The sequence below is a fragment of the Bacillus sp. 1NLA3E genome (genome assembly GCF_000242895.2).
GTDB lineage: Bacteria > Bacillota > Bacilli > Bacillales > Cytobacillaceae > Bacillus_BU.
Genome location: NC_021171.1, coordinates 3,177,782 through 3,202,213 on the forward strand (window position 1 = coordinate 3,177,782; position 24,432 = coordinate 3,202,213).

Consider the following 24,432-nt stretch of genomic DNA (forward strand, 5'->3'; position numbering starts at 1 on the left):
AAAAGCACAGTCTAGATTTGCAAATACAAACCAGACTGTGCTTTTTTTAATTTTCTATTACTGCTACCGGTAAAATCCCCTTAATCTTAGCTACAATCTCATGATCCAAATCGTCGTCAATTAAGATATGGACTTCTCCCTCATCGGTGCTTGTCCGAACTAACCTGCCAACTCCCTGGCGGAGCCTAAGCAGCATATAAGGAAGATCCACTTCATGGAATGGATCTTTTGTTCCTTCCCGTTTTGCAGTAAATACTGGATCCATTGGTGGAAACGGTAGAGAAAAGATCATCACATTCTGGAGTGATGCTCCTGGAATATCAAGTCCTTCCCATAAATGAACGGAACACAAAGCTGAATGGGTTTCATTTTGGAAATGAGAAACAAGGGTACTCATTTCAGCATCACCTTCAAAATAGACTGGAAAATCAACCTTTCCGTCTATGTATTCCTTAAAAAAGGATAGCTCCGCTTTATTAGAAAATAAAACGAGAGAACCTCCTTCGGAAGCTGTTAATTGATTTAGAATATATAAAGCCTTTGCTTCTAAATGATCCTTTTCAAACTTAGTCAAATGAATCTTCATATTTTCTTCGTAATCAAATGGTGACTGAACTGAAAAGGACAAGTAATCTTCAATACCCAAGCTGTTGGCCATATACTCAAATGATTTACTTTCTGAAAGAGTGGCAGATGAAAAAATGAACGGTTTTTCCTGCGAAAATACCTCATCTTTCATAATGTCCTTAACTAATCGAGGCATGATTACAAGAGTTCGATCCTCATCATTTTCTTCCAACCAAGTAATTCCATTTACATTTCCTAAAAATAGAGATAGTGAATACGTCATTTGTTCTAAATACTCTTCTACTATCTTTAGATCGTATTCATTTATAACAAATAACTCACTTTCAAAAACCAATTCCTCTTCAAGTGATTGAAGAGTTTCAAGAAGATTACTTCCGAGTTTTAACAATTCCCGTGATTTAATTATCGTCTTTTTCTCAGAACCAGCTGTGTATTTTGAGTAGTTTGTTAAACCTGTAAAAAACTCCTGACTTAACGATATAGCTGATTCGATGATATACAATGTTTTTTCACGAATATCATTTCCAGCTATTTTTTCAAGTAGGGTTTCTAGCGTCTTATCTGTTAATTTAAAAGTCAGCGCTTTTTGACTTGCATACTCTAGTAGATGACCTTCATCAAACACTACACAGCTTCCATCTGGAAGGAGTGGAAGCTGCCCTTCCCGTTTCCGAGATTCCTTTGTCCAAATATGCTCCATGTAGAAATCCTGCGAGCAAATAATGAGATCTCCACCGCTACGATAGTAATCACGATGTAAAGTTTGCCCGCAACGTTGCCGTTTCTCACAAGAAAAACAATCCTGTAGGGAATCCCAAGAAATGCTGCCCCACTGTTCATCAGTCAGGTCAGAATAATCTTTACGATCACCATAAGGATGAAACGACTGCATCGAAGCTCCACTGTGAACAAATGATGGAAGATCTTCAAAAATATCACTAAAGGTGCTTGATTGATCTTGATAAATTGAGGCATCTAACTTATTTAAACATATATACTGATCGCGCGATTTTGCCAGCCGAACATCAACAGTTAGGCCTAATGCCTTTTCAAGCTTGGCAATATCTCCTTCTTTTTTTACAAGTTGCTCAATTAAGGTTTCATCTGCACAAGCAATAATGGCTGGCTTATTTGTATACCGAGCATAACAAAGTGCATACAAAAGATAGACAAACGTTTTTCCTGTACCCACTCCAGCCTCAGCAAACATCACCTTTTTTTCTTTAAAAGCCTTTTCAACCTGAAAAGCCATGTAGATTTGTTCATCTCTTAATTCAAAACCTGCTTCAGGTAATAAATCATAAAAAACATCACCAATCCAATCATTTAACCGATCATAGAAAGATTCTGTTTTTGTTAACGTAAAGGGTAAGCGACTTAATTCCATAAACGACCTCCGAAAAAGAAAATAGGGATCTGTCCCTGTCGGGAAACAGTCCCTGTTTGTTACTAGCTTGTCTACCGTGATAATTTATAGGTTAAGGCCTGCTGTAACTGTTTTTGAGCTGACTCTATTTGTTCTAATGCTGAATGTGGAACAGACTGCATTTGTTTCACCATTTCCAAAGACTCCGTTAAGGCTTTAGAAATTTTATTAAAATCAATCTGAATGGGAACCACAATTATACCCCCTACACTGAAAAAATATAATTTTATTCTATTCAGCTTGAAGCGATTTTATGCTTATTCATTCGTACGTGGTGGTCTTTTTCCCCAATATTGGTATAGATCAGTTCTAATAAAACCGTTGAAAAGTTTTCGCTTCTTGGTGGCGGGTTTACCAAATAAAGTTTCAAATTCAGGATGTGAAGTTAAAATATAAATCGACCAAGTATCTAAATCAGCGAATACTTGACCCATTTCCCGGTACATTTTTTCAACTGCTTGTTTTTCGCCAAGGCGTTCCCCGTATGGTGGATTTCCAACGATTACACCATAATCCTTTTTCACTGTGAGATCCTGTACCCTCATTTGTTTAAAAGTAACAAGGTCTCCGAGCCCTGCTTCAAAAGCATTTTCTTCAGCTATTTTCACCATTCTGTGGTCAATATCTGCCCCAGTAATGTCTAATGGCTGATCATAATTTGCTAAATCCTCTGCTTCTGTTCTCGCCTCGTCCCATATGGTTGGTGTTATGATTGGCCAAGTCTCAGAGATGAATTCTCTGTTAAATCCTGGTGCAATATTTTGACCAATTAATGCGGCTTCGATTGGAATTGTCCCTGATCCACAAAAAGGATCAATAAAAGGCCGATCTGGTGACCAATTCGTTACTAGAATCAAGGCAGCGGCCAAGGTCTCCTTTAATGGAGCCTCGCCCTGATCAACACGATACCCACGTTTATGTAACCCCACTCCACTTGTATCAATAGTAAGGGTGGCAATATCTTTTAGTAGTGCTACCTCTATTTTATATTTTGGACCATTTTCATCAAACCAACCATTTCTTTTGTAATGTCTTTTCATACGTTCAACGATGGCCTTTTTTACAATCGCTTGACAATCAGACACACTGAAAAGTTTTGACTTCACTGATTTTCCAGATACCGGGAATTCAGCGTTTTCAGGGAGAAATTGCTCCCAAGCAAGTGCTTTTGTTTTCTCAAATAACTCATCAAAGCTTGTGACCCGAAATTCTCCTACTTTAATCTTAACTCGGTCAGCAGTCCTTAGCCAAAGATTAGTTCGGGCTATGGCAGTTTCATTACCTTTAAAAGAAATTCTACCGTTTTCGACTGTACATTCATATCCTAAATCACGGACTTCTTTGGCAACCACTGCCTCTAGCCCCATTGCAGAAGTTGCAATCAAATCAAAATTTGTCATTTTTTCACCCTTACTGAGATTAATACATTTATGTACATTTTCATTATTGTCCAATTTATCGATAAATACAAGAAAAGCTCTCCGAAAAGGAGAGCTAACTAACTTCTAAACTCAAACAACCCTTTAATAACGTTCTGTAAGCCATGTTCTGTTCCTTCGTACTGCAAACGACCAAAGTCTCGTACTCCGGTGGTAACCATCTATCTACAGATTGAAAATCAACCTGTCCTTCTCCTTGTTCAATTCCTCAGAGAAAGTGCCCCTACCATTATTTGGGTTTCTCGCTCGTGGGGTTTACCTCGTTCCACCCTCTCCATTTCTGAAGAGGCTACGTCACTGTGGCACTTTAAAGGTATTCATGCCATATCCTTAACGGACTTAGGCATTTTCCCTGCCGTCAGCCTCTCGACTGCCCTAGCTTATGAATTGGCTAGGCACGAACACTACGAGCATCTCAGCTCGTGCGAGCATGGACTTTCCTCTACAAGTAGCAAAAGCTTCTTGCAGCGATTACCCGAACGTTATTAAAGACTACATTGCTTATTATATGAAATCTAGAAGTTAATCGCAATGGTATTTACAAGAAAATCTGCCAAAGTTTTATTAATCGTATAATTTACTTCCAAAAACATGCTTCTCTAAATTTGATAACCGCTTCAAAATATCAAAATTAGTTGTACCAACTGCTGCTTGAGGTTGGGTATTTTGACGTCGGGAAGATTCATCCAATTGTTTCTTTAACCGTAAATTTTCTTGTTGTAATTCTTCAATCTCTTGATGGAAAGCTTCATAGTCTTTAATAATGTAATCTAAGTATTTGTCTACATCTTCTTGTTTATAACCACGCATTGCCGTTTTAAACTCTTTTTCCAAAATATCTTTTGCTGTTAATTTAAATTTATCTGATAGCATTACATTCACCTCAGTATATCCCCAATCATTACATTATATTGTTCCAAAAATAAAGACGTTTGTCAATTTTTCTTTCTTATTTCACATTAATATTGCTCACCCTGTTCTTCCTCCACCAATATTTGCAAGTCATCAAATCCAATTAAGCGGAGGTCATAAGGGTGGCTCTCTTTATATTGTTTGGAATACTCGTATAAAAATTTAGGACTTCCATCTTTCTCTTGGTCGTAAAAAAGAAGAAGCGCATCGCTTTTTTTAACAAAAAATTGATTTTTTTGACGAAATTGCCAGGCTCCCTCGTAAGGCTTTTTTGATATGGAGTCAACATAGTCCGCCTGAATCAACACGGATTCATATGATTCTTTATTTTGCGCCTTCCAACTTTCCTCTTGTTTCAAAAAGGGAGTAAAGACTCCGAGTTGTAACGATGGAAAATCATTTTGCAGATCAAAAACCACCTCGGCTGCCCAAAGTTCAGTACCTAATTGGCCACTTATGATGACCCACTCTAAACCTTCTTCCAAAAGCTGCTCCAATTCTTTTCGAATGGCTTTCTTGATAAAGCCGACAGCTGGGTGGTTAGCTTGAAAAATTCCAAGTTCAAAGGGTTTATATCCAGAAACCGCAACAACTTTTACCAAGCGAATGAAGACTCCTTTACCATTCTATTTCTCTTAATTATGTATCATTCTTACGAACTATTATTTTCTATTCAAGATCTCCTATATTTATTTCATTTTAGGCTACATAACGAAACAAAACAAGGGCTTAATAGCCCTTGTTTCTTTTATTACGATTAACCCCAGTAAGGTCCAGCTCCTGGAAAAGGTCTAGGAACCGGTCCAGGTCCAACATTAAAATGTTGGTGGCTCACTTCGTTTACAAATGATTCAGTATGCGGATAATGATGCTGATGCGCATAGAACTCATGATTTACATTAGTAGTATGAGAAGGATGGATATGGGGTACGATATAGTTTTGACAAGTATTGTTCACAAAACATTTTGCTGGATGAACAATTGGCGGTAAGCAACATGTTGGGCATTGACAGTGCATAGGATGCATACAAGGTCCTCCTTTCTGTTTAAGACTATTTACATTAATAGCCTATGACAGACATGGGAATCTTGTACTAATGAAAAAACCTATTTATGTTAAATAAATCATTAAATAGGCGATGTAAGGCAAGATCAACCTTAAAACAACTCAGGAGACCATCCATTCTCTACCTATTTTTAATTTTTTATTTTACCCTAAAGCATGCTATAAAAACTATCTTTTAGACTAGTAAATAAAATGGCAGTTAAACAAACGACAGCAAAAAACAAAACCAATATTGCTTTATACACTTTACCAGCTCCACATTAAAATTCGTTGGAACAATTCCATACAAGTTAACATTTTAACTCGATTTCCATTGACATACAATATAAAGTTTATGTTTTTTTGCCGTTAAATTGTGAACTTTCTGTCACAAAAATTTAAACATAACAACTATTCTAGCTCCTCGATATTGTCTTGATACTTTTCGAGCTTTTTTTTCTTAATCTGGTGAGTCGTCTTTCAATTTCCTGAAATAAACGATCTTCCTTCAGAATTGTGACTTTATTGCAGACACGGTGGGCTTGCTCACTAAACCTCAAGGCAAGTTCAATATCTTTCTGCCGATGTTCATATATTTTTGCAAGTTCAATACACGCTTCGATTTGCATGGTAGGCGGACCGCATTCCGCTACCCTCTGCCATAATAGACTTGCGTTGCTCCATTCCTTGCTTCGTTTATGTTCAAAAGCAAGAGCATGCATTGCCTTAAAGCTATCAGTTGGGTCATCATTAACTAGCCCCTTAAAGGCATCCTTTGCTATGGAGGACTGTCCTAACGCTGCAAACCACTTCCCCACTTCAAAGGTTTCCTGTGAAGTCTGATCCTGGTCCAACCTTAAAAGTTGAAAAGAAAGGTGAATATACAAGGAAATCAATGATAAAATATCTTGTTCATTGTGTTTGAGGATTCCAATTAAGCCTTCAGGCTGTTTTCGTTCGAGAAAGTCAAAATAAATCATTGGCGCTAGAAAACCAGGAACATCATCCTTTCTTTCAATTCCAAGTACCTCTTTTTCAACGATTGATAGCTTCATCTTTTCTAATTTATGTTTCCACATTCTTCTTGAAGCATGATATAAGTCAAAATGGCCAAATTCAGGTAACTTCGGAACATGGTCCCTCACTAATGTGTGTCTTGTTTTTACTTGTGGCCAATCAAAAGCCTTACCATTATAAGTAACAAGTGTTTTGTAATCAACACACTCCAAAAAGCTTTGATAAAGGGCAATCTCAGCACCGGGATGCGGCAAAATGTGCTGTTTAACCGTAATCTGAGAATCTGTTACCCGAGCATAACCAAGCAAGAAAATCGTGTTTCCTGCCCCTCCCCCTAACCCGGTGGTCTCTGTATCAAAGAAAAACAAGTCTTCTGGCTTGTGACCTGCCGCAGATAAAGGATGGTTCACCTCACCTTCATTCCATGCCTGGACCGCAGTGAATAAATCTAGAAACGGGTATTTTCCACATTGATAGGATAGTGGATAGGTTACTTCCCTAACTAAACAATAATCATTGTCAAAATAAAAGGGTTTTACCTGCTCCTTTTCCCACTCATCAAGATAAGGAATAGCAGTTGTAGAATCTAGGATTCTTTCGGTTTTTTCTTTTTCCATAACGCCAAGGTGAGGCTTTAATCGATTCAATTTTTTCTTTAAAGACATTGCTCTCCCTCCATTACACTGCCCTTGGCATAAATAATTTCAAGATTTTTAGGACATCATCCTTTGCGGAATGGTCCTGTGTGTCGGTTCCAATACAAGAAGGACAGCCATGTTCGCATTGGCAATGTTCAATCATCCGCGTTGTTTCAGTTAAAACAAACTCGATTCCACCGTAAATCTTATCGCTTAAACCAATACCTCCTGGATAGCGATCATAGAAAAAAATCGTTGGTTTTTCATTATGTGCTGCCTTAACTTGTGGAACTACGTGAATATCCTGGGGGTCACACATAACAAATAAAGGGACAATCGACTTTAGGGCATGAGCCGTCCCGATTAAGCCCTGCTCGATGCGTTCTTCACTATAACTATTTAAATCCTCCTGTAAGGAGATCCAGGCTGCGCTTGTATGCAATTCTTCCTCCGGTAAGTTAATTGGTCCTGATCCGATATTTTCGTGAGTTTCAAATTTAATTTTTTTAAAAATCGTCGCCATTGCCTGGACACTTACATCACCGTAACCTAACTGACATGCGGCTTCAGAACGTTCTTTATCTATTTCAAGCACCTTTAGCTGTACTGCTAAGTTAGCATCTGTAAAATAATCTACCTCTACCTCTCGGACAAACGCTTTCTTTTCATCCCAATCAAGCATTTCTACTTGAAACTGTATGCCTTGATGGAGATAAATTGCTTCTTCGTGGAGTAGTGTCATCGCTGAAAACCTGTCCATTTCCCCAATTACCTTAGCTTTTCCAACCTCAGTTTGATCAATAATGACAACGTTCTCCTGTGATGCCGACCGCAGACTGATGTTATGTGCCGGAAAAGAATCATTCATCCAATACCATTTATCTCCATTTTGATAAAGAACTCTTTCTTCGGTCAAATATTCAAGTATTTCTTCTGTTTCAACCGTCCCGAACAGCTCCCCATTTCTAAACGGAAGCTCATAGGCCGCACATTTCATATGATCGACAAGAATAATTAGGTTATCTGGGTTAATTCTAGCCGTCTCTGGACTTCGTTTAAAGAAATAATCAGGGTTTTGAATCACATACTGATCTAGTGGACTTGAGCTGGCGACAAGAATAACGAGCGACTCCTCATGGCGTCTCCCTGCCCTTCCTGCCTGCTGCCAGGCACTTGCAATCGAACCAGGATATCCGGTCATAATACAAACCTGAAGCTGCCCTATATCCACTCCAAGCTCGAGAGCATTGGTGCTTACTACTCCGTAAATCTCCCCTGACCGGAGTCCCTTTTCTATTTCTCTTCGTTCTGTCGGTAAATATCCACCCCGATACCCTCTTATCGACTTAGGGCCTAATTGATATTTTACTAATTCCTTTAAATAGGTTAGAAGAATTTCAACCCTAACCCTACTTCTTGCAAACACAATCGTCTGGATTTTATTTTTTAACAGTTCCCCAGCCAACCTCTTTGCTTCAAGAGTAGCACTCTTGCGGATGTTAAGCGGTTTATTGATTACCGGCGGATTATAAAAAAGAAAATGCTTTCTTCCGCTTGGGGCACCATTATTGTCAATTAATGTCATTTGTTTTTCAGTTAGTCTTTCAGCTAATTCGAGCGGGTTAGCAATCGTCGCAGAAGTACAGATAAACACAGGGTCGCTGCCATAGTAATGACAAATTCTCCTTAAGCGCCGAATCACGTTGGCCACATGACTTCCAAAAACGCCGCGATAAATATGAAGCTCGTCGATAACCACGTATTTTAGATTCTCAAATAAGGAAACCCATTTTGTGTGATGAGGAAGAATAGCTGAGTGAAGCATGTCTGGGTTGGTAATTACAATATGACCAGCTCTGCGAACCTTTTGGCGAATATTAGCAGCAGTGTCACCGTCATACGTATAGCAATTAAGATCCAAGTCCCCTTCTTGGATTAATTCGTTCAACTCACTTTTTTGATCCTGCGCCAACGCCTTCGTAGGGAACATATAAAGAGCCCTCGCGTGTCGATCATTCATTAGTGTTTGGATAACCGGCAAATTATAACAGAGTGTTTTCCCTGATGCAGTTGGAGTGACCGCTACGATACTACAATTGTTGGTAACCGACTGGTAAGCAGAAAATTGATGCGTATATAATTGGTTAATCCCTCGCTGTTCTAGTGCTTTTGCAAGTTTAGGGTGAAGACCATCCGGTAAGGAGGCAGTTTTGGCCTCCTTTGCCTCAATTGTATGCCAAAGTTTAATATTCTCATTAAAATCTTTACTCTCTTTTAAAAGTTTGATTACTTCCTGTAAATTTTTTCTTCCTTTCAACGTTCTCACCTCGATGCTTCTATTGTAGCGAATGAGCGTTCGCAAAAAAAGAGAACAGCCAAAATTAATCGTTACCATATTTGTCCTAAAAAAATAATAATTGATAGGGATATCGTTTGTTCCCTTTTTTCATAGGCTGGGTAAAACTCAATGTTGATTTTTTGCACAATGTTGATTGGAGTGGAAGGCGCGAAGACTCCTGCGGGAGCAGCGGACAGGTGAGACCCCGCAGGAGCTTTAGCGACGAGGAGGCTCACCGCTCGCCCCTAAGGTGCGCGAAGCGCCTGGAACGGAAATCAACACTCTAGTTTAAAAGAGCCTTTTCAAAAAAATAGATTTTGTCGAAAATTGATGATTTCCGTTATTTATTTGTTACAATATAAAAAGACATAAGGATTTTGCACTGAGGTGAAATAATGAAAAAAGATCAAATTAAAATGGTTCTTTCCAAATTCAGCTTGTTTCGAGATTTAAATGATCAAGAGCTTGCAAAAATTGTGGACATTGCCATTGCACGAGACTGGAAAAAAAATACTCATGCTTTTTTACAAGGTGACCCTCTAACAAATGTTTATTTCATCTTTGAAGGCAAAGTAAAAATTTATAAAAGTGATTCAAGTGGAAGAGAGCAGATCGTGGCCATAGCTAAATCTGGAGAAATGTTTCCTCACGTTGGCTTTTTCCGAAAAGGTGAATATCCTGCATTTGCAGAAATAATTGAAAACTCAAAACTTGTGGTTGTACCAATTGATCAATTTGAAAAGGTTTTAATAGAAAATCCACATTTATGTATTAAAGTATTTAAGGTGCTTGGAGAAAAAATCATTGATTTACAGGACCGCTTAGAAGAACAAATATTAAATAATACTTACGAACAAATTATTAAACTACTTGTTAGACTGGCTGAAAAGAATGGAACCATGTTTGAGGATGGAAGAATATTGTTAAAGTCAGAATTCACCAACAAAGACCTCGCCAACATGATAGGTACAACTAGAGAGACAGTCAGCCGCACACTCACCAAGATGAAAAAAGAAGAGCTGATTGAAGTTAATGCAAACGGGGACATGATCCTAGACCCTCAGGTTCTATTGGATGAAATTTTTTAGAAAAAAAAAACAACCGCAGAGAGGTAAAGGCGGTTGTTTTTTTTTTATTTGTGTTAATTAAGCATTTAACATTGCTTGCATATCTTCTTGTGCATTTCCAATCAACTTAAGGTTAAAAGTCTCTTGAAGTACATTTAAGACACCTTCAGAAATGAATTCTGGAGCCTTTGGTCCAATGCGAATATCTTGAATGCCTAGGCTGAATAATCCTAGCAAAATAGCCACAGCTTTTTGCTCAAACCAAGATAGTACGATACTTACTGGCAACTCGTTTACAGAACAGCCAAATGCGTCTGCTAAAGCAAGGGCAATTTTCACCGTAGAGCCTGAGTTGTTACATTGACCTAAATCGATATAACGTGGAATCTCTGTGCCTGGAACAACACCGTAGTCCACATCATTAAAACGGAATTTACCACATGAAGTCGTTAAGATAACTGTTTCTGGTGGTAAAGATGTTGCCAACTCACGGTAATATTCACCGCCTGTACCTGGTGCATCGCAACCAGCAATTACAAAGAAACGCTTAATTTTTCCCTCTTTAACAGCTGCGATTACTTCAGGAGCCAATCCAAGTACTGTTTCATGATGGAATCCAGTTAATAAGGTTTCGTCTGACTCAATATTTGCTTCAGGAAGCTCAAGCGCACGATTAATTAATGGAGAGAAATCATCGTTTTCAATTTTTTGTACATTTTCTAAACCAGCAACCTCATAAGAGAACATACGATCAGCGTATGAACCTTTAATTGGCATTACACAGTTAGTTGTCGCTAAAATTGCTCCAGGGAATTTCTCAAACAAACGACGTTGGTCATACCATGCCTTACCTATATTCCCCTTTAGGTGAGAGAATTTTTTCAAAGCTGGATAGCCATGAGCTGGAAGCATTTCTGAATGCGTATAAATATTGATGCCTTTTCCTTCAGTTTGCTTCAATAATTCTTCTAAAGCGAATAAATTATGTCCGGAAACGACAATCGCTTTTCCCTCGATTTTATTCTGAGACACACGGATCGGTTCTGGAATTCCAAGACGGCTGGTATGAGCCTCATCTAGTACTTCCATCATTCTAACAGCTGCTTGCCCCACTTGCATTGCCATATTAATGTGTTCTTGCACATTAAAATTAGAGTTTGTTAATGTCATGTATAACGCTTCTTGAGTGGTTTTATCAACAAATGCATCTGTGTATCCTAGTTGGTTTGCATGGGTCCGATAAGCTGCAATCCCTTTTAATCCGAAAATAATGGTGTCCTGTAGGCTAGCTATTGTTTCGTCTTTACCGCAGACTCCTACAACAGTACATCCGCCAGTTGGAGTTTGTTCACATTGATAACAAAACATGTTTTCTCCTCACTTTCAATCAATCTACAGTTACATCATACAGGTGATTCAGAAAATAAAATGTGATAAATGCCACAAAACTCATTTTTTCAAAAAATATTCATAAAACGTTTTCAATCTGGTCAATGAACCACATTTTGGGTAAATGCATAGAATGTTAGCAAACTTCTGTATGAGAGGAGCCAAGGAGTCATGACTTCTAAACTTCCGTTTGACCCTAATAATGAAGAACATCCTACACACTTCGGAGATATTATGAAGCAAATGAACCAATTTTTTCAGGAGAAACCGATGCGAGGAATATTACAAACCATCGATGATTTTTTTAAGAGTCCCTTTCCGGTAAATTCCTTCCCCATCGACGTTTCAGAAAATGAAAAGGACCATATTGTTACCGCCAAGCTGCCAGGAGTAACCATAGAACAAATTCAAATCAATGTACTAGGGAATGCCATGTCTATCGTCGTGAATAATCAAGAGGTCATCACTGAAGCGGACGAGAACAATCAACTTTATCGAAAAAGACAATCTCTTTCACAAACAAGCAGAACCATTTCGCTTCCTTTCCAAATAAACGAGAAAGCCGTGAAAGCCAGCTATAAAGACGGTCTACTTGAAATTCGCGTTCCCAAACAAGCAGGAAAAAAAATCATCATTGATCAAGAGTAAGAAAAAAAGAGGCTGACTCTCGTCAACCTCAGGCTGTCGAGAAACTATCGACAGTCTATTATTTTACCTGAAAAATTTAGTAATTCACCGCGTTAATTTTTTATAATAATTAGGCTGTTTAATTGGTCTGTTGATTTCCGTTCCAGGCGCTTCGCTTTCCGCGGGGCGGGCGGTGAGCCTCCTCGGCGCTAAAGCGCCTGCGGGGTCTCACCTGTCCCGCTGCTCCCGCAGGAGTCTTCGCGCCTTCCACTCCAATCAACAGAGCGGTTCAAATACAGACCTTTCACTCAATCAATAAATAATAAAAATAAGTGGTGAAATCATTGTTTAAGCCAAAAGTGTCTAGCCAAAGTGAATATGAATGTGGGTCTATTGATGATTTAGTTCCAGACGATCACCTTCTACGCTTGATTCACTAATAAATCGATTTTTCGTTTCTTCTTGAAAAGGTCCTTCCTTATTAAGTTGTTTTCTGAACTTATATGTTCCCACTAAGCGGCGATTTCGGACAGCTTTGGTGAATTCAAGGACACTCGTGAGAAATGGGACTCAAAGAGCTGCAATGTTGCCCTAAAATTCAAGAGTCTTGGAAAAATGGGAATCAAAGAGTCGCTATGATGACCAAAATTCTTGAGTCGCGGAAAAACGGGAGCCACAGAGCCACATTTAGCTAGGTTGGATAAGTTGTGTTGCAATCCTTTAGGTTGATTTGCCACTTGTTGATTGGAGCGAAGCACCTGGAGCGGATATCAACAGGTCTCTTAGCATAGGCAATCTATGAAAATTCTGAGAAAATAACCTTTTTCGAGAATCTGAGGTTGACTTTCGTCAACCTCTTTTCTTCCTTCGTATTGGGGGAGAATATGAATTATTCCCGGTTTTTATCCATGGAGTTCTTTGGTAGTTTGCCTGAATTCGGTTTTTCAAGCCATTCGCAAGCATATTAAAAGAAACCGTCGTTATTAATAGGGAAATAAGCGGAATAACCAACACATGTTGATTACTATAAATATTCGCCCTAGCCTGCCCCACTAATCCAGCTAGTTCTTTTGTAATAGAATGATAAATAATTGGATCGAATGTAACATATGTTCCTCCCACAAAAATATTCATTAGGGCCAATTGACCCATAATCGTCATACAAAAGACGATTTCCAAAATAAACATCACCAGTAATGATTCTTTTAGTTGTGGAAAGATATGCTTCCACACAATTCTATTTCTCCCTGCTCCTAATGTACTAGCTGCCTCAATAAAAATAGATTTGTACACTTCTTGCGTCTTTAACCTCACAGAAGAAATAATACTTGGAATGCTAATGATTGAGGTAATCAAAATAAAATAGAAAACCAGAGTATTAGGGTCTATTAGACTATTAAAGGTTATTGGCTTCAAGAAAAAATAGACTACTAAAAAAAGAGGAACATAACTCCATGCATTTTCAATCGCTTCCATCCATCCAGGAGTTTTTTTCCATGTTCCAATATAGATTCCCGCGAGAGTTCCTAAAGACATTTTAATTACAGTGATGATAATCGAGATAAATATGGTATAGCGTAATCCAAATAATACCATGGAGAGCATGTCATATCCCCACTTGTCCGTACCTAACGGAAAATTCTTTGACTTAAATGGCTCAAGCGGAGGTGCAAACACTTTACCGTTTGTGTAATGAGTTTCAAGAGCTTCGGTTAAAGTGTGAGGTGCAAGTAAAGGACCGATAATGGAAAGCAAAATAAGGACGACAACAAAAAAAGCGCCCACATATAAAGAGTAATTTATTCGCAGAAATTTATTCATAGAGAAATCCTCGTTTAAATAGATAGAATAACAAGCTAACAGTAAAATAGACAATTAGAGAAATCAGTAGCATCGAAAACAAACCAATAGCAATTGGCTGAATTTGATTACTTTGAAAGATAAATTTAGTTATCCCTGGCACATTCAATAAATATTCAATAATAAATAGGTTACCAACAGCTAACGAGATTATTTTTGTTAACTCTGCAAAAATAAACGGTTCAATATTTTTGAAAACATGCTGAAAGTTTATGTAATTTGAGCTAAGCCCTTTTGAAACTGCAGTCCGAATGTAATCCTCACCGCTCGTTTGATAATATTTTAAGGAGACAAGCTTAAATAAATAAAGTGTAGGAGACAGAGCAATAAGAATTATGGGAAACCACATATTTAATAGCCCTGCATCTGGTCTTAGTGAAATCATTCTAAATCCTGTTATTTGATAAATCTTAATCGCAATAAATAATGAAATGACAATTAACATAAAATCTGGAATAGCTGCAATTAAATTCATGATCAGCCTAAACCATCTTGTTAAACGGAACCGACTGACAAAAATGCCAAAGACTATACTAATGATTACGCCTACCACAACACCTGAAACCATAAGAATGAGGCTAGTAACAAAATTATCTCCAATATCCCCACTAATCGCTCTTGTTTGAGAACCTAATTGATATGTTCCTAAACTACCTTTAGATATTTCCGCGAAAAAATTTCCATATATTTCAGGAAGCTTTGTCCAGTTCCACTCTAAAGACTTTTCGACATTATTAACAGAAATAATCTCAGGTAAGGCAGAGAGGAAAAGAATAAGTACTACAATAACAACCATTTTCTGAATTAGACGTAACAAAAGTCCTCCCCCTTTAATTAAGGTGATTATTTCCCATTTTCCTTTTGTTCAAGAGAATTGTCAATATCACCCACAATAACTATACCTATATAGTTTGTAATCATATAAATAGAAAGAAGGCGACAAACCGGGTCGCCATTTTACTCATCCTATTTAAGCCTTAAACATCCCTCCTAGACCTTTTACCATCGACGATACCTGAGTAACGGCATTCATCATTTGTCCTGCTGTATTAACCATTTTAGTCATATCTACCGACCCATCTTGAGATTTAAAAGAGTTCATAATCGAATGAATTCCACTAGGTTGTTTTGGTATTAACGTTTGATTAGGATATTGATTAACCCCAGTTTGGTTCATCACTTGCTGTGGATAGTAAGCTTGAAAAGGTTCTTCCTCTGCTTGCAAGGGATTTTGAAAAACACTTTGTGAAAATTCATGATTCATCATATTGGGATGTCCCGCATATGAATTAATGTTGTTGTTATTATTGGGGTAAGCATTTGGGAAATAATTAGCATTCATATTGTAAGGTTGTTGAGGTTGATACCAATTTTGATTCCCTTGTGGTGGAGGGTATGGAACTGGATAAATGGGGGGCGGTTGCTGCCTTCCTATATAGCTTTCATAAGCAATAGGAACGGGATATTGTCCTTGGTCGATTCCCCCTGGTGGATAATAAAAGTATTGATTTCTATCTCTTCTGCCATTCATCGGCGAACATCCTCCTCATTATTCATTACTCCATTTTATGTGGGATAATTCGTAATGGTGAGAAATGAGGTTTCCTTTTTAAAAAGGAAAAACATGAAGTTTTTTGTCAAACTGTGAGGGAAATTGTCTGAAGTCTCAATTTTTGAAAAATGAGGAAAATTGGATTTTTCATGTTACGATAGTAAAAACGACGGAGGAGGAATATTGTATATGAACGTTCACGAACTGAGAGTAAAATTTTTTCAATTTCGAGAGTATGAAACAGAAAACGCCAATGAACTGTTAGACTTTGCCAAAAGAGTTTACATTCAAAATGAGATTTCCATATGTGATTATAGAAATCTTGTTCGTGAGCTTGAGTCTTTAGGTGCAGAAATCCCTGAAGACAATATAGATCATTCCCTTATTGAGAATTCTTTTTAATATATTTTCAGGCTTTTCTTGGGGTGCCTAGAATCTATTCTTATTAATAATTAAAGCAAAATGGTTTATAGCGGCAGACATCTTGGTGTCTGCCGCTATTTTGTATTTTCAGTCTTTTTGTTTATATAAGCACCAAGTGATTAAAAACTAAGGCTCTTTTCTAAAAGATTGTTGTTTTTTAAGGCTGTGTTAAAGCTAAAGGTTAATTTTTAAACAATGTTGATTGGAGTGGAAGGCGCGAGACTCCTGCGGGAGCAGCGGGACAGGTGAGACCCCGCAGGCGCTTTAGCGCCGAGGAGGCTTACCACCCGCCCCGTGGAAAGCGAAGCGCCTGGAACGGAAATCAACATTCTAGCGAGCATTCGGGAGAAAATCGCATTAAACTGAGGGAGTTTAACAGAGCCTTTTTTAAATAGTTTTTTTGTAAAGGAAACCTCTTAAATGAAAGTTGATTGGAGCGGAAGGTGCGAGACTCCTGCGGGAGCAGCGGGACAGGTGAGACCCCACAGGCGCTTAAGCGCCGAGGAGGCTCACCGCCCGCCCCGCGGAAAGCGAGCATCCTGGAGTGGAAATCAACCACTCTTCTCTTTTAATAACTAGAAGCAAAGATTACGAAAACAGGCAAAAATAAAAAAAGTAGCTTTGATTACCAGAGCTACTTATTAGTATTTATTAAATTACAAGCTTTTAAAACCAAGTTCAAGGTGAATGCTCGTGGTCAGTTTCTTACCTTTATTCTCAGTTCCTGGTTTTACACTTCGTTTCTCTATTGTTTGGCTAAGAACTTCATCTTCAAGTGCAGAAATTTTACCAGTGCAGTGATCCATTCGATCCTTTTCCAGTTTTAGGATGTTTCCTTGTTGTTTTATAAAGGAGGAATGGAGAACGTCTTCTAATTCTTCTAATTGACGATAAATTTTGTTTAATCTCTTTAAAAGTTCCGTTCTAAAAATCATTGGTTCTTTCATAAAAAAACCTCCTTTTTATCTGGTAAAGTCCACGTGACCTGATGCTTCACAGCTCTTGCAAATTTCTTTTATGTAATCTAATCTATTCGCTGTTTATATCTGGCTTCCTTCACCCTAGACAAAACTAGAAGGAATTCGTCAAAGATAGAAGTTTTTTATCAGACCCTATTCAAATTATCGCAGGTTTTCGACTCTTTTTTCGGAATGAAAAATTGGGAAATTGAAAACAATATAATCGGAGGTGTTTAAAAAATGAAAAATGAAAACAAAGAGAATAAAGTTCAACCTAAAAATTTAGAAGAGAAAAAACCTGGATACGGCAATAAAAAGCTTGAAGGTCCAGATCGGCCATCAACCTGATAACGATTAAGGAAGCTAAGCACATACGCTTAGCTTTTTTATTTTTTTTATTTAACTTGCCTGTTAATTTTTCGCTCCAGGTCCTCCAATCAACATAGTGGCAAGGCTTTAACCTAGTCTATTTTTTAAGTTGGTTTCAGCAATTCAGTGATTGTGATTAATTCATGTAATTGGCGCTGTTTCCCTTTATACCAATTTGATAAAAAAATCTCCTGCCCAGAGCTAGGAGCAACAAACCATTTTTTTTTAACTTTGTTTTGAATACTCCAATCTTGAAACTTATGTATGTGATGCGAGATAACGGGAAATGTTACCCTCAAAAATGGTGTGTCTCTCTGTTTCTTTTCAAAAAAATACTGTTCATAATCATATCTTGACCCTGTATGTTCTGTATACAAAGCAAATTCAAGAAAATAAGGAAACAGATGAGGAGCAAACAAAATATCAGCTAGTCTTTTCCCTAGATCAATTCGATTATCAACCTTCCTAAATCCATTCACACTCGCCCCAAAAATTTCCCCATCACAAGTCGGAAACAAAACAGAACTAAAATGGAACCAATCCTGAAATAAAAAGAATACGGACCGAAATACCTTATCTTTATAAACAGGATGCTCAATAACCGGTTTTTGGATTACATTTTGTTCATTAATGATAAGTGCTGTCATCAATCTCTTTTCATTTCGCTTATTCCAAAATAGATTCCATTCTTCAACCATAAAGATAGAAACATGAAAAAAAGGCAAAAGGTGAAACATCGGGCGCCCTATTTTCGTCGAATAGTGATAGAGTAGCATTTGTGGAAATGCATCTTGAAAGATTAGCCAATTCGCTCGCTCATAAGTCATAAACAAAAGGTTTCTCACTTTCTGCGGAATAATTTTTGGAAACCATTTCCCATGAAGATCACACATGTTCCACCCACCATTACGTGAAACCATACTAGCTAAAAAAGACCAAGGTATTTCCGGATATTGTTGATAGAAATCCAAATATGCTTTTGTTCGTGAAATATTATCAAGGTTTTTCTTTTTAGTTTCTGATAAAATGGGATGAAAATATTTAATTGTCTCTGAAATCATGGAATTGGTTGAAATGTTAATATGATTTAATTTCAAAGGTTTCATCATCTCTTTCATGAATCATATATTTGTTATGCTGTGGACAAAAAGTTCTTTTTATTCAGCCATGAATCGATGATATTTGGTATGATAAAAGGTAGTTTGTGAGGTGCAAATCAAATGATTTTTAATTATCCGAACGGAAGACGCTTTACTCAGACATCTGAAAAACAGGAAACCTTCCGTAAAAAAGAAAAAAATTTCACCTACAGTAATCGTGGGATGACATTAGAGGAAGATTTGAACGAAACAAATCGTTTTTACTTAGAAAATAACATTGCAGTCATCCATAAAAAACCAACACCCGTACAAATCGTTCAAGTTGATTATCCAAAAAGAAGTGCGGCAGTAATTAAGGAGGCCTACTTTAAACAAGCATCAACAACAGATTATAATGGAATTTATAGAGGAAGATATATTGACTTTGAAGCAAAGGAAACTAAATTCGAATCTTCTTTTCCATTAAAAAATTTCCATGAACACCAAATAAACCATATGAAAGCAGTCTTGGCTCATGATGGGATTTGTTTTGTCATTATCCGTTTTTCCAGCTTTGAGAAAGTTTTTTTCCTCCCAGCAGAGCACTTACTAATATATTGGAAACGTATGTCAGATGGTGGAAGAAAATCAATCACATTCGAAGAAATAAACGATAACAGTCATGCCCTTTCGCTTGGTTTTCGACCGAGGATTGACTATATTAAAGTAATCGATGATCTTTATAGTTTTCATTAATATCTTTTTTGAAAGTTTAGAAAGGAAGCGTTGAATGATGTCAGATAAATATCAAACGAGAGAGGAGCGCAAAAAGCAACTTTCCGGTAACAGTAAACAAAAAGGAAAAAAGACCAATAAAGGAACACTTAAAAAGATTTTCTTAATTATTGTGGCACTTGGAATTATTGGCTTGTTAACCGGGGTTGCAGCCTTTGCATATATGGTAAAGGACGCGCCCAAACTTGACGAATCTGCTTTAAAGGATCCGATTCCATCGGAGATTTATGATAAAGATGGCAATCCTGTAACAGAGGTAGGATCTGTTAACCGAGATTATGTGGACTACGAGGATATTCCTAAAGAAGTGGAAGATGCCTTTTTAGCCACGGAAGATGTTCGATTTTATAAGCATCACGGTGTTGACGTCATCCGCTTAGGCGGGGCTGTAATTGCCAATTTCACGAGAGGTTTTGGCTCTGAGGGTGCAAGTACGATCACCCAACAAGTTGTTAAAAATTCATTCTTAACACCGCAAAAAACCATTACCCGGAAGGTTCAAGAAGCTTGGCTGGCAGTGCAACTTGAGCGCAAATATACGAAACACGAGATTTTCGAGATGTATGTGAATAAGATCTGGATGTCTGAAAACTCCCATGGAGTAAAAACAGCAGCAAAGATTTATTTTGATAAGCCTTTAAAGGATCTGAAGCTTTACGAAGTTGCGCTATTAGCTGGAATGCCACAAAGTCCAGAGAATTACAATCCTTTCAGGCACCCTGATCTGGCTGAGAAGAGAAGAAATATCGTCTTATCTTTAATGCATCAGCACGGGTTTATTTCGAAAGAAGAAATGGAACAAGCCCAAGCAGTTCCAGTAGAATCCACTTTAGTTCCGGTGGAAAAACGCAATAAAAATAAAAACCCATATGACTCCTTTGTCGATCGGGTTATCAATGAAGTTGAAAAAAAATACGGAAAAGACTTAAATATTTTTTCTGATGGATTAAAAATTTATACTACCCTTGATCCTAATGCTCAGACATATGTTGAAAATATGTTAAATTCAAATGATATCGTCAAGTTTCCTGATGATGAGTTTCAAGCTGGGATTACCTTATTGGATACCAAAACTGGAGAAATCAGAGCCATTGGCGGTGGTCGAAATCAAAAGGTTCAACGTGGGTTTAACTTTGCAACAGATACTAGACGCCAGCCAGGCTCTACGATCAAACCGATACTGGACTATGGCCCAGCGATAGAGTATTTAAAATGGGGCACATATTACCCATTAGAGGATGTTCCTTACAAATACTCTGATGGAACACCAGTAAATAACTGGAATAACACCTATTTGGGCACGATGTCGATGAGAGTAGCACTTGGGATGTCTCGAAATATCCCAGCCATACAAACGCTTCAAAAGGTGGGTTTAAATAAAGCGAGGACCTTTGCCGAAGGATTAGGAATTCCTCTTCCGAATATTTATGAATCTTATGCAATCGGAGGACTTGATCCAGGGGTTTCCCCAACGCAAATGGCTGGTGCATACAGTGCATTTGGTAATAACGGAATCTATACTGAGCCTTATGCTGTTAAAGAAATCGAGCTTCGTGACGGAACAAAAATTAAAACAGCTCCTGAGTCAAAAGTGGTCATGAAGGATTATACTGCATTCATGATTACCGATATGCTGAAAAGTGTAGTAAGGGAATCTTACGGTACTGGGAAACTTGCTGCAGTCCCTGGAGTACAGGTAGCTGGTAAAACCGGAACAACTAACTATGATAAGGATTATAGAACTGCACACGGGATCCCTTCAACGGCAGTACCAGATGCGTGGTTTGCTGGTTATACCACAAATTATACCGCGGCTGTTTGGACTGGATATAAAGAGCAAAAAAATTACATCCCTGCTGGAGATGACCAAAAAATAGCCCAAAAGCTATTCAAAAATTTAATGACATATGTATCAAAAGATATTAAAACACCTGATTTTACAGTTCCAAAGACTGTTCAAAAGGTAGCAATTGAAAAAGGTACTACACAGCTTGCAAGTGATTATACCCCTAAAGATAATATAATTTACGAGTATGCCATAAAAGGTAGTGAGCCTAAAGAAGTTTCAAAAAAATATAATAAACTATCAAATCCGAGCAGTCTTGATGCGAAGTATGATCAAGCATCAAATCAAATCCTGTTAACATGGGATTATCCACAGAATGAAATCCAAGGCGTACAATATGAGGTGAGTGTTTCATTAAGTGGAGGAGCAGAACAAATTCTATCGACTACTGCTAATAAAGGATTAAATGTTGCTAATCCAGTTGCCGGTGGCATGTATAAGTTTAAAGTTACAGCTATTCGTAACCAACAACGAAGCGACCCTAGCGGAGTTTCAATTGTCATCCCAGAAAAAGTAATCAAAGACAACAACGGTGATACTCAAACCGATGGTCAAACAAATGATAATGGCCAAGGTGGTGGTGCGGATCAAAGTACTAATGGATCAACCACTACACCTGGCACCACTCAAGACGGAAGCACATCTGGGACTAATAACCAAGGGACAGGCTCTACCCCTTCAGGAACGATCCCCCCTGCAACGGGAATAAGTAACAAGAAATAATAAAGTAATAGCCTGTACCAGCATTTGTCGCTGATACAGGCTATTTTTTTCACTAATTTTTCGCTTTCATTATCGCTATATATTTAGAAAACTGCTTTTGTTGTTCTTCCATTAATTCAATTAGCTGAACAAATGACGGATAAATATTTGGTCTCTTCAGCAAAAATGAAAGCCGTTCCAAAAAATTAACAGGTTTTAACTGAAGTGAAGTGAAGTCAAAACCAGGAATCTTCTGAGCAGGAAGTCCATTCGTCCAAAATACAAATTCTATTAAATAGGCAATGCCACGTTTCATTGGAACAAGAGTTTCGCGATTATCCCTTCGTTCAAACAAATTATTAATTTCTATTTGTAGTTCCTTCCATGATTTCATTAGTTCAGGAATTACCTCTTCTGCTGCCTCCCACGGTTTAACAGAAGGAATTCCTGAATAATAGGCAATTTCATGATAAAAAGGAATGTTAACATCAAACAACTCACTTGTTTTTATGCTTATTTCGATTTGTTCTTCGAAAAAGAAAAAGGGATCAAACAGCTCTTTAGGAATAGATACTTTACTCATTTAGACTCTTCTTTCTTCATTCTTTTTTTCCCTTCTCTACACACATCGAGAAGCGGACAAGCTTTACATTGTGGGTTTTGTGCTTTGCAATGATATCTTCCAAAAAAAATCAAACGGTGATGGGTGACAGACCATTCTTCCTTTGGAATCTTTTTCATTAAAGTCTTTTCTACTTCCAGCACGGGGTCTTTCCAGCGGCAATAGCCCAATCGTTTGCTTACCCTCTCTACATGTGTATCAACAGCAATTGCCGGAACTCCAAAAGCCACTGATGCAACTACATTAGCGGTTTTCCTTCCTACACCTGGCAAACGCATTAGTTCGTCTTGGCTCTTTGGTACAACTCCATCATATTCATCTAATAACATTTGACAAAGTTTTTGTATATTTTTTGCTTTGTTACGAAATAAACCAATTGAGCGAATGTCTTGTTGGAGCTCTTCAAGTGATACGTTTAAATAATCCTCAGGTTTTTTATACTTTTGAAAAAGATTCTTCGTCACTTTGTTAACGAGGGCATCAGTACATTGGGCTGAAAGAGCAACCGCAATGACCAATTCAAAAGGGTTCGAATGGATTAACTCACAATGCGCATCCGGAAACATTTCGCCCATTTTATCTAATGAATATCGTATTTGTTGTTTATTTAACATGGACTCACACCCTAATATATAATACAAAAGCGAGAGAATAGGCTCCTCTCGCACATTGAATTCCTATTTCTCAAGCCAATTATAAAAAGGAACTGATGTTGGTTTCGTTCCTGTTTCCTCTTTTTGCTTTGGAACTTGGTGTTGCCTAAATTTTCTTCCATAGCTTTTTGCTTGTTCAATTGTATTAACTCCATTTTTCTTCCATTCAAATAAAATGCGATCAATATATCGGAAATTTAGCTTTCCAGAAATAACAGCCTCTCTAAGTGCTGCTTTTATGATGATCGGCTCATGGTGATCGTCATCGAGCCACATTCCAAGTGATTCACACTCAAATGGGGACAATGGTCTACCAAATTCTTGTTCAAAACAAGTGTATAAATCAGTTTCCAGTTCTTGGTTGTTTTTCGTTTCTTTAAGATTAGATTGTGCTTGAAATTGGTCAATTAACTTTTCCCATAATGGATCCAATGAATACTGTTCAAACCGAATACCTTCCTCAGAAAAGCCTTCAATAATATCAATAAAACCTCTTTGAACCAATCTTCTAAGAGTATTCGTGCAATCAATGGTCATTCGGTCTGAAAGCTCTGATAATGTGGGGAAATGATTGCCTTTTTCTAAAAAAGAAAATACATGTAAAATTAATACAAATTCTTGTTCAGTTAAACTCATTTGTTTATAGTTAGTAAGCAAGGCGTGCGGTATAGTAATATTTCCGTTCTTAAGCCATGCTACCATATTAGAATTGTTCATTAGGAGACACCTCTTTATTAGTATAGCATGAACAATGACACCAAGTAAGACTCGCTCGGCTGCTTCCAAAATTTAATCATAATCTTTTCAGCAAAGGCTCTTTTCGTAAACTTTGTTGCTATTTTCCAAAAGAGAAGTGTGGTTGATTTCCGCTCCAGGATGCTCGCTTTCCGCGGGGCGGGCGGTGAGCCTCCTCGTCGCTAAAGCTCCTGCGGGGTCTCACCTGTCCCGCTGCTCCCGCAGGAGTCGAGCACCTTCCGCTCCAATCAACTTATTTATCAACGGTTTTCTTTCCAAAAACGTTAAAAAAACAACAATCTTTTAGAAAACAGCCTAAGCAAAAAACAAAGCAGAGGTTGACTTATTATT

The 24,432-nt window shown here is 37.8% G+C and carries 22 protein-coding genes and 1 other RNA gene; 5 read left to right on the top strand and 18 right to left on the bottom strand.

Features of this window, described 5'->3' with window-relative positions:
- Nucleotides 1–46: 46 nt before the first annotated feature.
- From B1NLA3E_RS15140 to B1NLA3E_RS15170, 9 genes are all read right to left on the bottom strand, one after another.
- The gene (locus B1NLA3E_RS15140; RefSeq protein WP_015594705.1) at nucleotides 47–1,975 is read right to left on the bottom strand and encodes an ATP-dependent DNA helicase; all 1,929 of its coding nucleotides are present in this window, start codon (nucleotides 1,973–1,975) and stop codon (nucleotides 47–49) included.
- 71 nt (nucleotides 1,976–2,046) lie between these two features.
- The gene (locus B1NLA3E_RS25385) at nucleotides 2,047–2,208 is read right to left on the bottom strand and encodes a hypothetical protein (protein WP_187292110.1); all 162 of its coding nucleotides are present in this window, start codon (nucleotides 2,206–2,208) and stop codon (nucleotides 2,047–2,049) included.
- A 63-nt stretch (nucleotides 2,209–2,271) separates the two neighbouring features.
- A complete protein-coding gene (locus B1NLA3E_RS15145; protein WP_015594706.1) occupies nucleotides 2,272–3,414 on the bottom strand; it encodes a THUMP domain-containing class I SAM-dependent RNA methyltransferase in 1,143 nt (380 codons plus the stop codon).
- A 132-nt stretch (nucleotides 3,415–3,546) separates the two neighbouring features.
- Nucleotides 3,547–3,936, bottom strand: an RNA gene (rnpB, locus tag B1NLA3E_RS24150) — RNase P RNA component class B.
- A gap of 81 nt (nucleotides 3,937–4,017) precedes the next feature.
- Entirely contained in the window at nucleotides 4,018–4,326 is a 309-nt protein-coding gene (gene gpsB / locus B1NLA3E_RS15150; protein ID WP_015594707.1) for a cell division regulator GpsB, read from the bottom strand.
- An 86-nt stretch (nucleotides 4,327–4,412) separates the two neighbouring features.
- Nucleotides 4,413–4,967: a DUF1273 domain-containing protein gene (locus B1NLA3E_RS15155; protein ID WP_015594708.1), complete on the bottom strand. Its 555-nt coding sequence runs from the start codon at nucleotides 4,965–4,967 to the stop codon at nucleotides 4,413–4,415.
- A gap of 155 nt (nucleotides 4,968–5,122) precedes the next feature.
- Nucleotides 5,123–5,383, bottom strand: a complete 261-nt coding sequence (locus B1NLA3E_RS15160; RefSeq protein ID WP_015594709.1) for a CotD family spore coat protein — start codon at nucleotides 5,381–5,383, stop codon at nucleotides 5,123–5,125.
- A 443-nt stretch (nucleotides 5,384–5,826) separates the two neighbouring features.
- Entirely contained in the window at nucleotides 5,827–7,092 is a 1,266-nt protein-coding gene (locus tag B1NLA3E_RS15165; protein WP_015594710.1) for a ribonuclease H-like domain-containing protein, read from the bottom strand.
- Between the two features lie 13 nt (nucleotides 7,093–7,105).
- Nucleotides 7,106–9,382: a DEAD/DEAH box helicase gene (locus B1NLA3E_RS15170; RefSeq protein ID WP_015594711.1), complete on the bottom strand. Its 2,277-nt coding sequence runs from the start codon at nucleotides 9,380–9,382 to the stop codon at nucleotides 7,106–7,108.
- Nucleotides 9,383–9,798: 416 nt separating this feature from the next.
- On the opposite strand from B1NLA3E_RS15170, the gene B1NLA3E_RS15180 reads away from it, so the two are divergent.
- Entirely contained in the window at nucleotides 9,799–10,491 is a 693-nt protein-coding gene (locus B1NLA3E_RS15180; RefSeq protein ID WP_015594713.1) for a Crp/Fnr family transcriptional regulator, read from the top strand.
- 57 nt (nucleotides 10,492–10,548) lie between these two features.
- Here the strand turns inward: B1NLA3E_RS15180 and hcp are convergent, their stop codons facing one another.
- A complete protein-coding gene (gene hcp, locus B1NLA3E_RS15185; protein WP_015594714.1) occupies nucleotides 10,549–11,838 on the bottom strand; it encodes a hydroxylamine reductase in 1,290 nt (429 codons plus the stop codon).
- A gap of 192 nt (nucleotides 11,839–12,030) precedes the next feature.
- Between hcp and B1NLA3E_RS15190 the strand changes: the two genes are divergently transcribed.
- Nucleotides 12,031–12,507: an Hsp20/alpha crystallin family protein gene (locus tag B1NLA3E_RS15190; protein WP_015594715.1), complete on the top strand. Its 477-nt coding sequence runs from the start codon at nucleotides 12,031–12,033 to the stop codon at nucleotides 12,505–12,507.
- Between the two features lie 828 nt (nucleotides 12,508–13,335).
- Here the strand turns inward: B1NLA3E_RS15190 and B1NLA3E_RS15195 are convergent.
- The 3 genes from B1NLA3E_RS15195 to B1NLA3E_RS23340 all read right to left on the bottom strand — a co-directional run bounded on the left by B1NLA3E_RS15195 (nucleotide 13,336) and on the right by B1NLA3E_RS23340 (nucleotide 15,877).
- Nucleotides 13,336–14,307, bottom strand: a complete 972-nt coding sequence (locus B1NLA3E_RS15195) for an ABC transporter permease subunit (RefSeq protein ID WP_015594716.1) — start codon at nucleotides 14,305–14,307, stop codon at nucleotides 13,336–13,338.
- Nucleotides 14,300–15,163, bottom strand: a complete 864-nt coding sequence (locus tag B1NLA3E_RS15200) for an ABC transporter permease subunit (RefSeq protein WP_015594717.1) — start codon at nucleotides 15,161–15,163, stop codon at nucleotides 14,300–14,302. The genes B1NLA3E_RS15195 and B1NLA3E_RS15200 overlap by 8 nt, the downstream gene beginning before the upstream one ends.
- A 153-nt stretch (nucleotides 15,164–15,316) precedes the next feature.
- Entirely contained in the window at nucleotides 15,317–15,877 is a 561-nt protein-coding gene (locus B1NLA3E_RS23340; protein WP_015594718.1) for a YppG family protein, read from the bottom strand.
- Nucleotides 15,878–16,087: 210 nt separating this feature from the next.
- Here B1NLA3E_RS23340 and B1NLA3E_RS15210 point away from each other — a divergent pair, with 210 nt between their 5' ends.
- A complete protein-coding gene (locus tag B1NLA3E_RS15210) occupies nucleotides 16,088–16,300 on the top strand; it encodes a YppF family protein (protein ID WP_015594719.1) in 213 nt (70 codons plus the stop codon).
- Between the two features lie 677 nt (nucleotides 16,301–16,977).
- Here B1NLA3E_RS15210 and B1NLA3E_RS15215 read toward each other — a convergent pair.
- The gene (locus B1NLA3E_RS15215; RefSeq protein WP_015594720.1) at nucleotides 16,978–17,268 is read right to left on the bottom strand and encodes a hypothetical protein; all 291 of its coding nucleotides are present in this window, start codon (nucleotides 17,266–17,268) and stop codon (nucleotides 16,978–16,980) included.
- A gap of 485 nt (nucleotides 17,269–17,753) precedes the next feature.
- On the bottom strand, nucleotides 17,754–18,710 hold the full coding sequence (locus B1NLA3E_RS15220; protein WP_041581145.1) for a DUF2515 domain-containing protein: 957 nt from the start codon (nucleotides 18,708–18,710) through the stop codon (nucleotides 17,754–17,756).
- A gap of 159 nt (nucleotides 18,711–18,869) precedes the next feature.
- On the opposite strand from B1NLA3E_RS15220, the gene recU reads away from it, so the two are divergent.
- Entirely contained in the window at nucleotides 18,870–19,484 is a 615-nt protein-coding gene (gene recU / locus B1NLA3E_RS15225) for a Holliday junction resolvase RecU (RefSeq protein ID WP_015594722.1), read from the top strand.
- 37 nt (nucleotides 19,485–19,521) lie between these two features.
- Complete coding sequence (locus tag B1NLA3E_RS15230; protein ID WP_041581146.1) at nucleotides 19,522–22,092, top strand: penicillin-binding protein 1A; 2,571 nt, start codon at nucleotides 19,522–19,524, stop codon at nucleotides 22,090–22,092.
- A gap of 52 nt (nucleotides 22,093–22,144) precedes the next feature.
- On the opposite strand, the gene B1NLA3E_RS15235 is transcribed toward B1NLA3E_RS15230, so the two are convergent.
- The 3 genes from B1NLA3E_RS15235 to B1NLA3E_RS15245 form a co-directional block, all read right to left on the bottom strand.
- Nucleotides 22,145–22,654: a YpoC family protein gene (locus B1NLA3E_RS15235; RefSeq protein ID WP_015594724.1), complete on the bottom strand. Its 510-nt coding sequence runs from the start codon at nucleotides 22,652–22,654 to the stop codon at nucleotides 22,145–22,147.
- Nucleotides 22,651–23,307 (bottom strand): endonuclease III, encoded by a 657-nt coding sequence (nth, locus tag B1NLA3E_RS15240; protein ID WP_041580587.1) that lies wholly within the window; start codon nucleotides 23,305–23,307, stop codon nucleotides 22,651–22,653. The genes B1NLA3E_RS15235 and nth overlap by 4 nt, the downstream gene beginning before the upstream one ends.
- A gap of 63 nt (nucleotides 23,308–23,370) precedes the next feature.
- A complete protein-coding gene (locus tag B1NLA3E_RS15245) occupies nucleotides 23,371–24,063 on the bottom strand; it encodes a DnaD domain-containing protein (protein WP_015594726.1) in 693 nt (230 codons plus the stop codon).
- Nucleotides 24,064–24,432 lie beyond the last annotated feature (369 nt).

Excerpts from the sequence above, each read along its gene's own strand:
- B1NLA3E_RS15180 (WP_015594713.1), top strand. The coding sequence starts at position 9,799 with ATGAAAAAAGATCAAATTAAAATGGTTCTTTCCAAATTCAGCTTGTTT.
- nth (WP_041580587.1), bottom strand. The coding sequence starts at position 23,307 with ATGTTAAATAAACAACAAATACGATATTCATTAGATAAAATGGGCGAA.
- B1NLA3E_RS15245 (WP_015594726.1), bottom strand. The coding sequence starts at position 24,063 with ATGAACAATTCTAATATGGTAGCATGGCTTAAGAACGGAAATATTACT.
- B1NLA3E_RS23340 (WP_015594718.1), bottom strand. The coding sequence starts at position 15,877 with ATGAATGGCAGAAGAGATAGAAATCAATACTTTTATTATCCACCAGGG.
- B1NLA3E_RS15215 (WP_015594720.1), bottom strand. The coding sequence starts at position 17,268 with ATGAAAGAACCAATGATTTTTAGAACGGAACTTTTAAAGAGATTAAAC.
- gpsB (WP_015594707.1), bottom strand. The coding sequence starts at position 4,326 with ATGCTATCAGATAAATTTAAATTAACAGCAAAAGATATTTTGGAAAAA.
- B1NLA3E_RS15235 (WP_015594724.1), bottom strand. The coding sequence starts at position 22,654 with ATGAGTAAAGTATCTATTCCTAAAGAGCTGTTTGATCCCTTTTTCTTT.
- B1NLA3E_RS15190 (WP_015594715.1), top strand. The coding sequence starts at position 12,031 with ATGACTTCTAAACTTCCGTTTGACCCTAATAATGAAGAACATCCTACA.
- B1NLA3E_RS15195 (WP_015594716.1), bottom strand. The coding sequence starts at position 14,307 with ATGAATAAATTTCTGCGAATAAATTACTCTTTATATGTGGGCGCTTTT.
- B1NLA3E_RS15210 (WP_015594719.1), top strand. The coding sequence starts at position 16,088 with ATGAACGTTCACGAACTGAGAGTAAAATTTTTTCAATTTCGAGAGTAT.
- B1NLA3E_RS15145 (WP_015594706.1), bottom strand. The coding sequence starts at position 3,414 with ATGACAAATTTTGATTTGATTGCAACTTCTGCAATGGGGCTAGAGGCA.
- B1NLA3E_RS15140 (WP_015594705.1), bottom strand. The coding sequence starts at position 1,975 with ATGGAATTAAGTCGCTTACCCTTTACGTTAACAAAAACAGAATCTTTC.
- recU (WP_015594722.1), top strand. The coding sequence starts at position 18,870 with ATGATTTTTAATTATCCGAACGGAAGACGCTTTACTCAGACATCTGAA.
- B1NLA3E_RS15165 (WP_015594710.1), bottom strand. The coding sequence starts at position 7,092 with ATGTCTTTAAAGAAAAAATTGAATCGATTAAAGCCTCACCTTGGCGTT.
- hcp (WP_015594714.1), bottom strand. The coding sequence starts at position 11,838 with ATGTTTTGTTATCAATGTGAACAAACTCCAACTGGCGGATGTACTGTT.
- B1NLA3E_RS15230 (WP_041581146.1), top strand. The coding sequence starts at position 19,522 with ATGTCAGATAAATATCAAACGAGAGAGGAGCGCAAAAAGCAACTTTCC.
- B1NLA3E_RS15220 (WP_041581145.1), bottom strand. The coding sequence starts at position 18,710 with ATGATTTCAGAGACAATTAAATATTTTCATCCCATTTTATCAGAAACT.
- B1NLA3E_RS15160 (WP_015594709.1), bottom strand. The coding sequence starts at position 5,383 with ATGCACTGTCAATGCCCAACATGTTGCTTACCGCCAATTGTTCATCCA.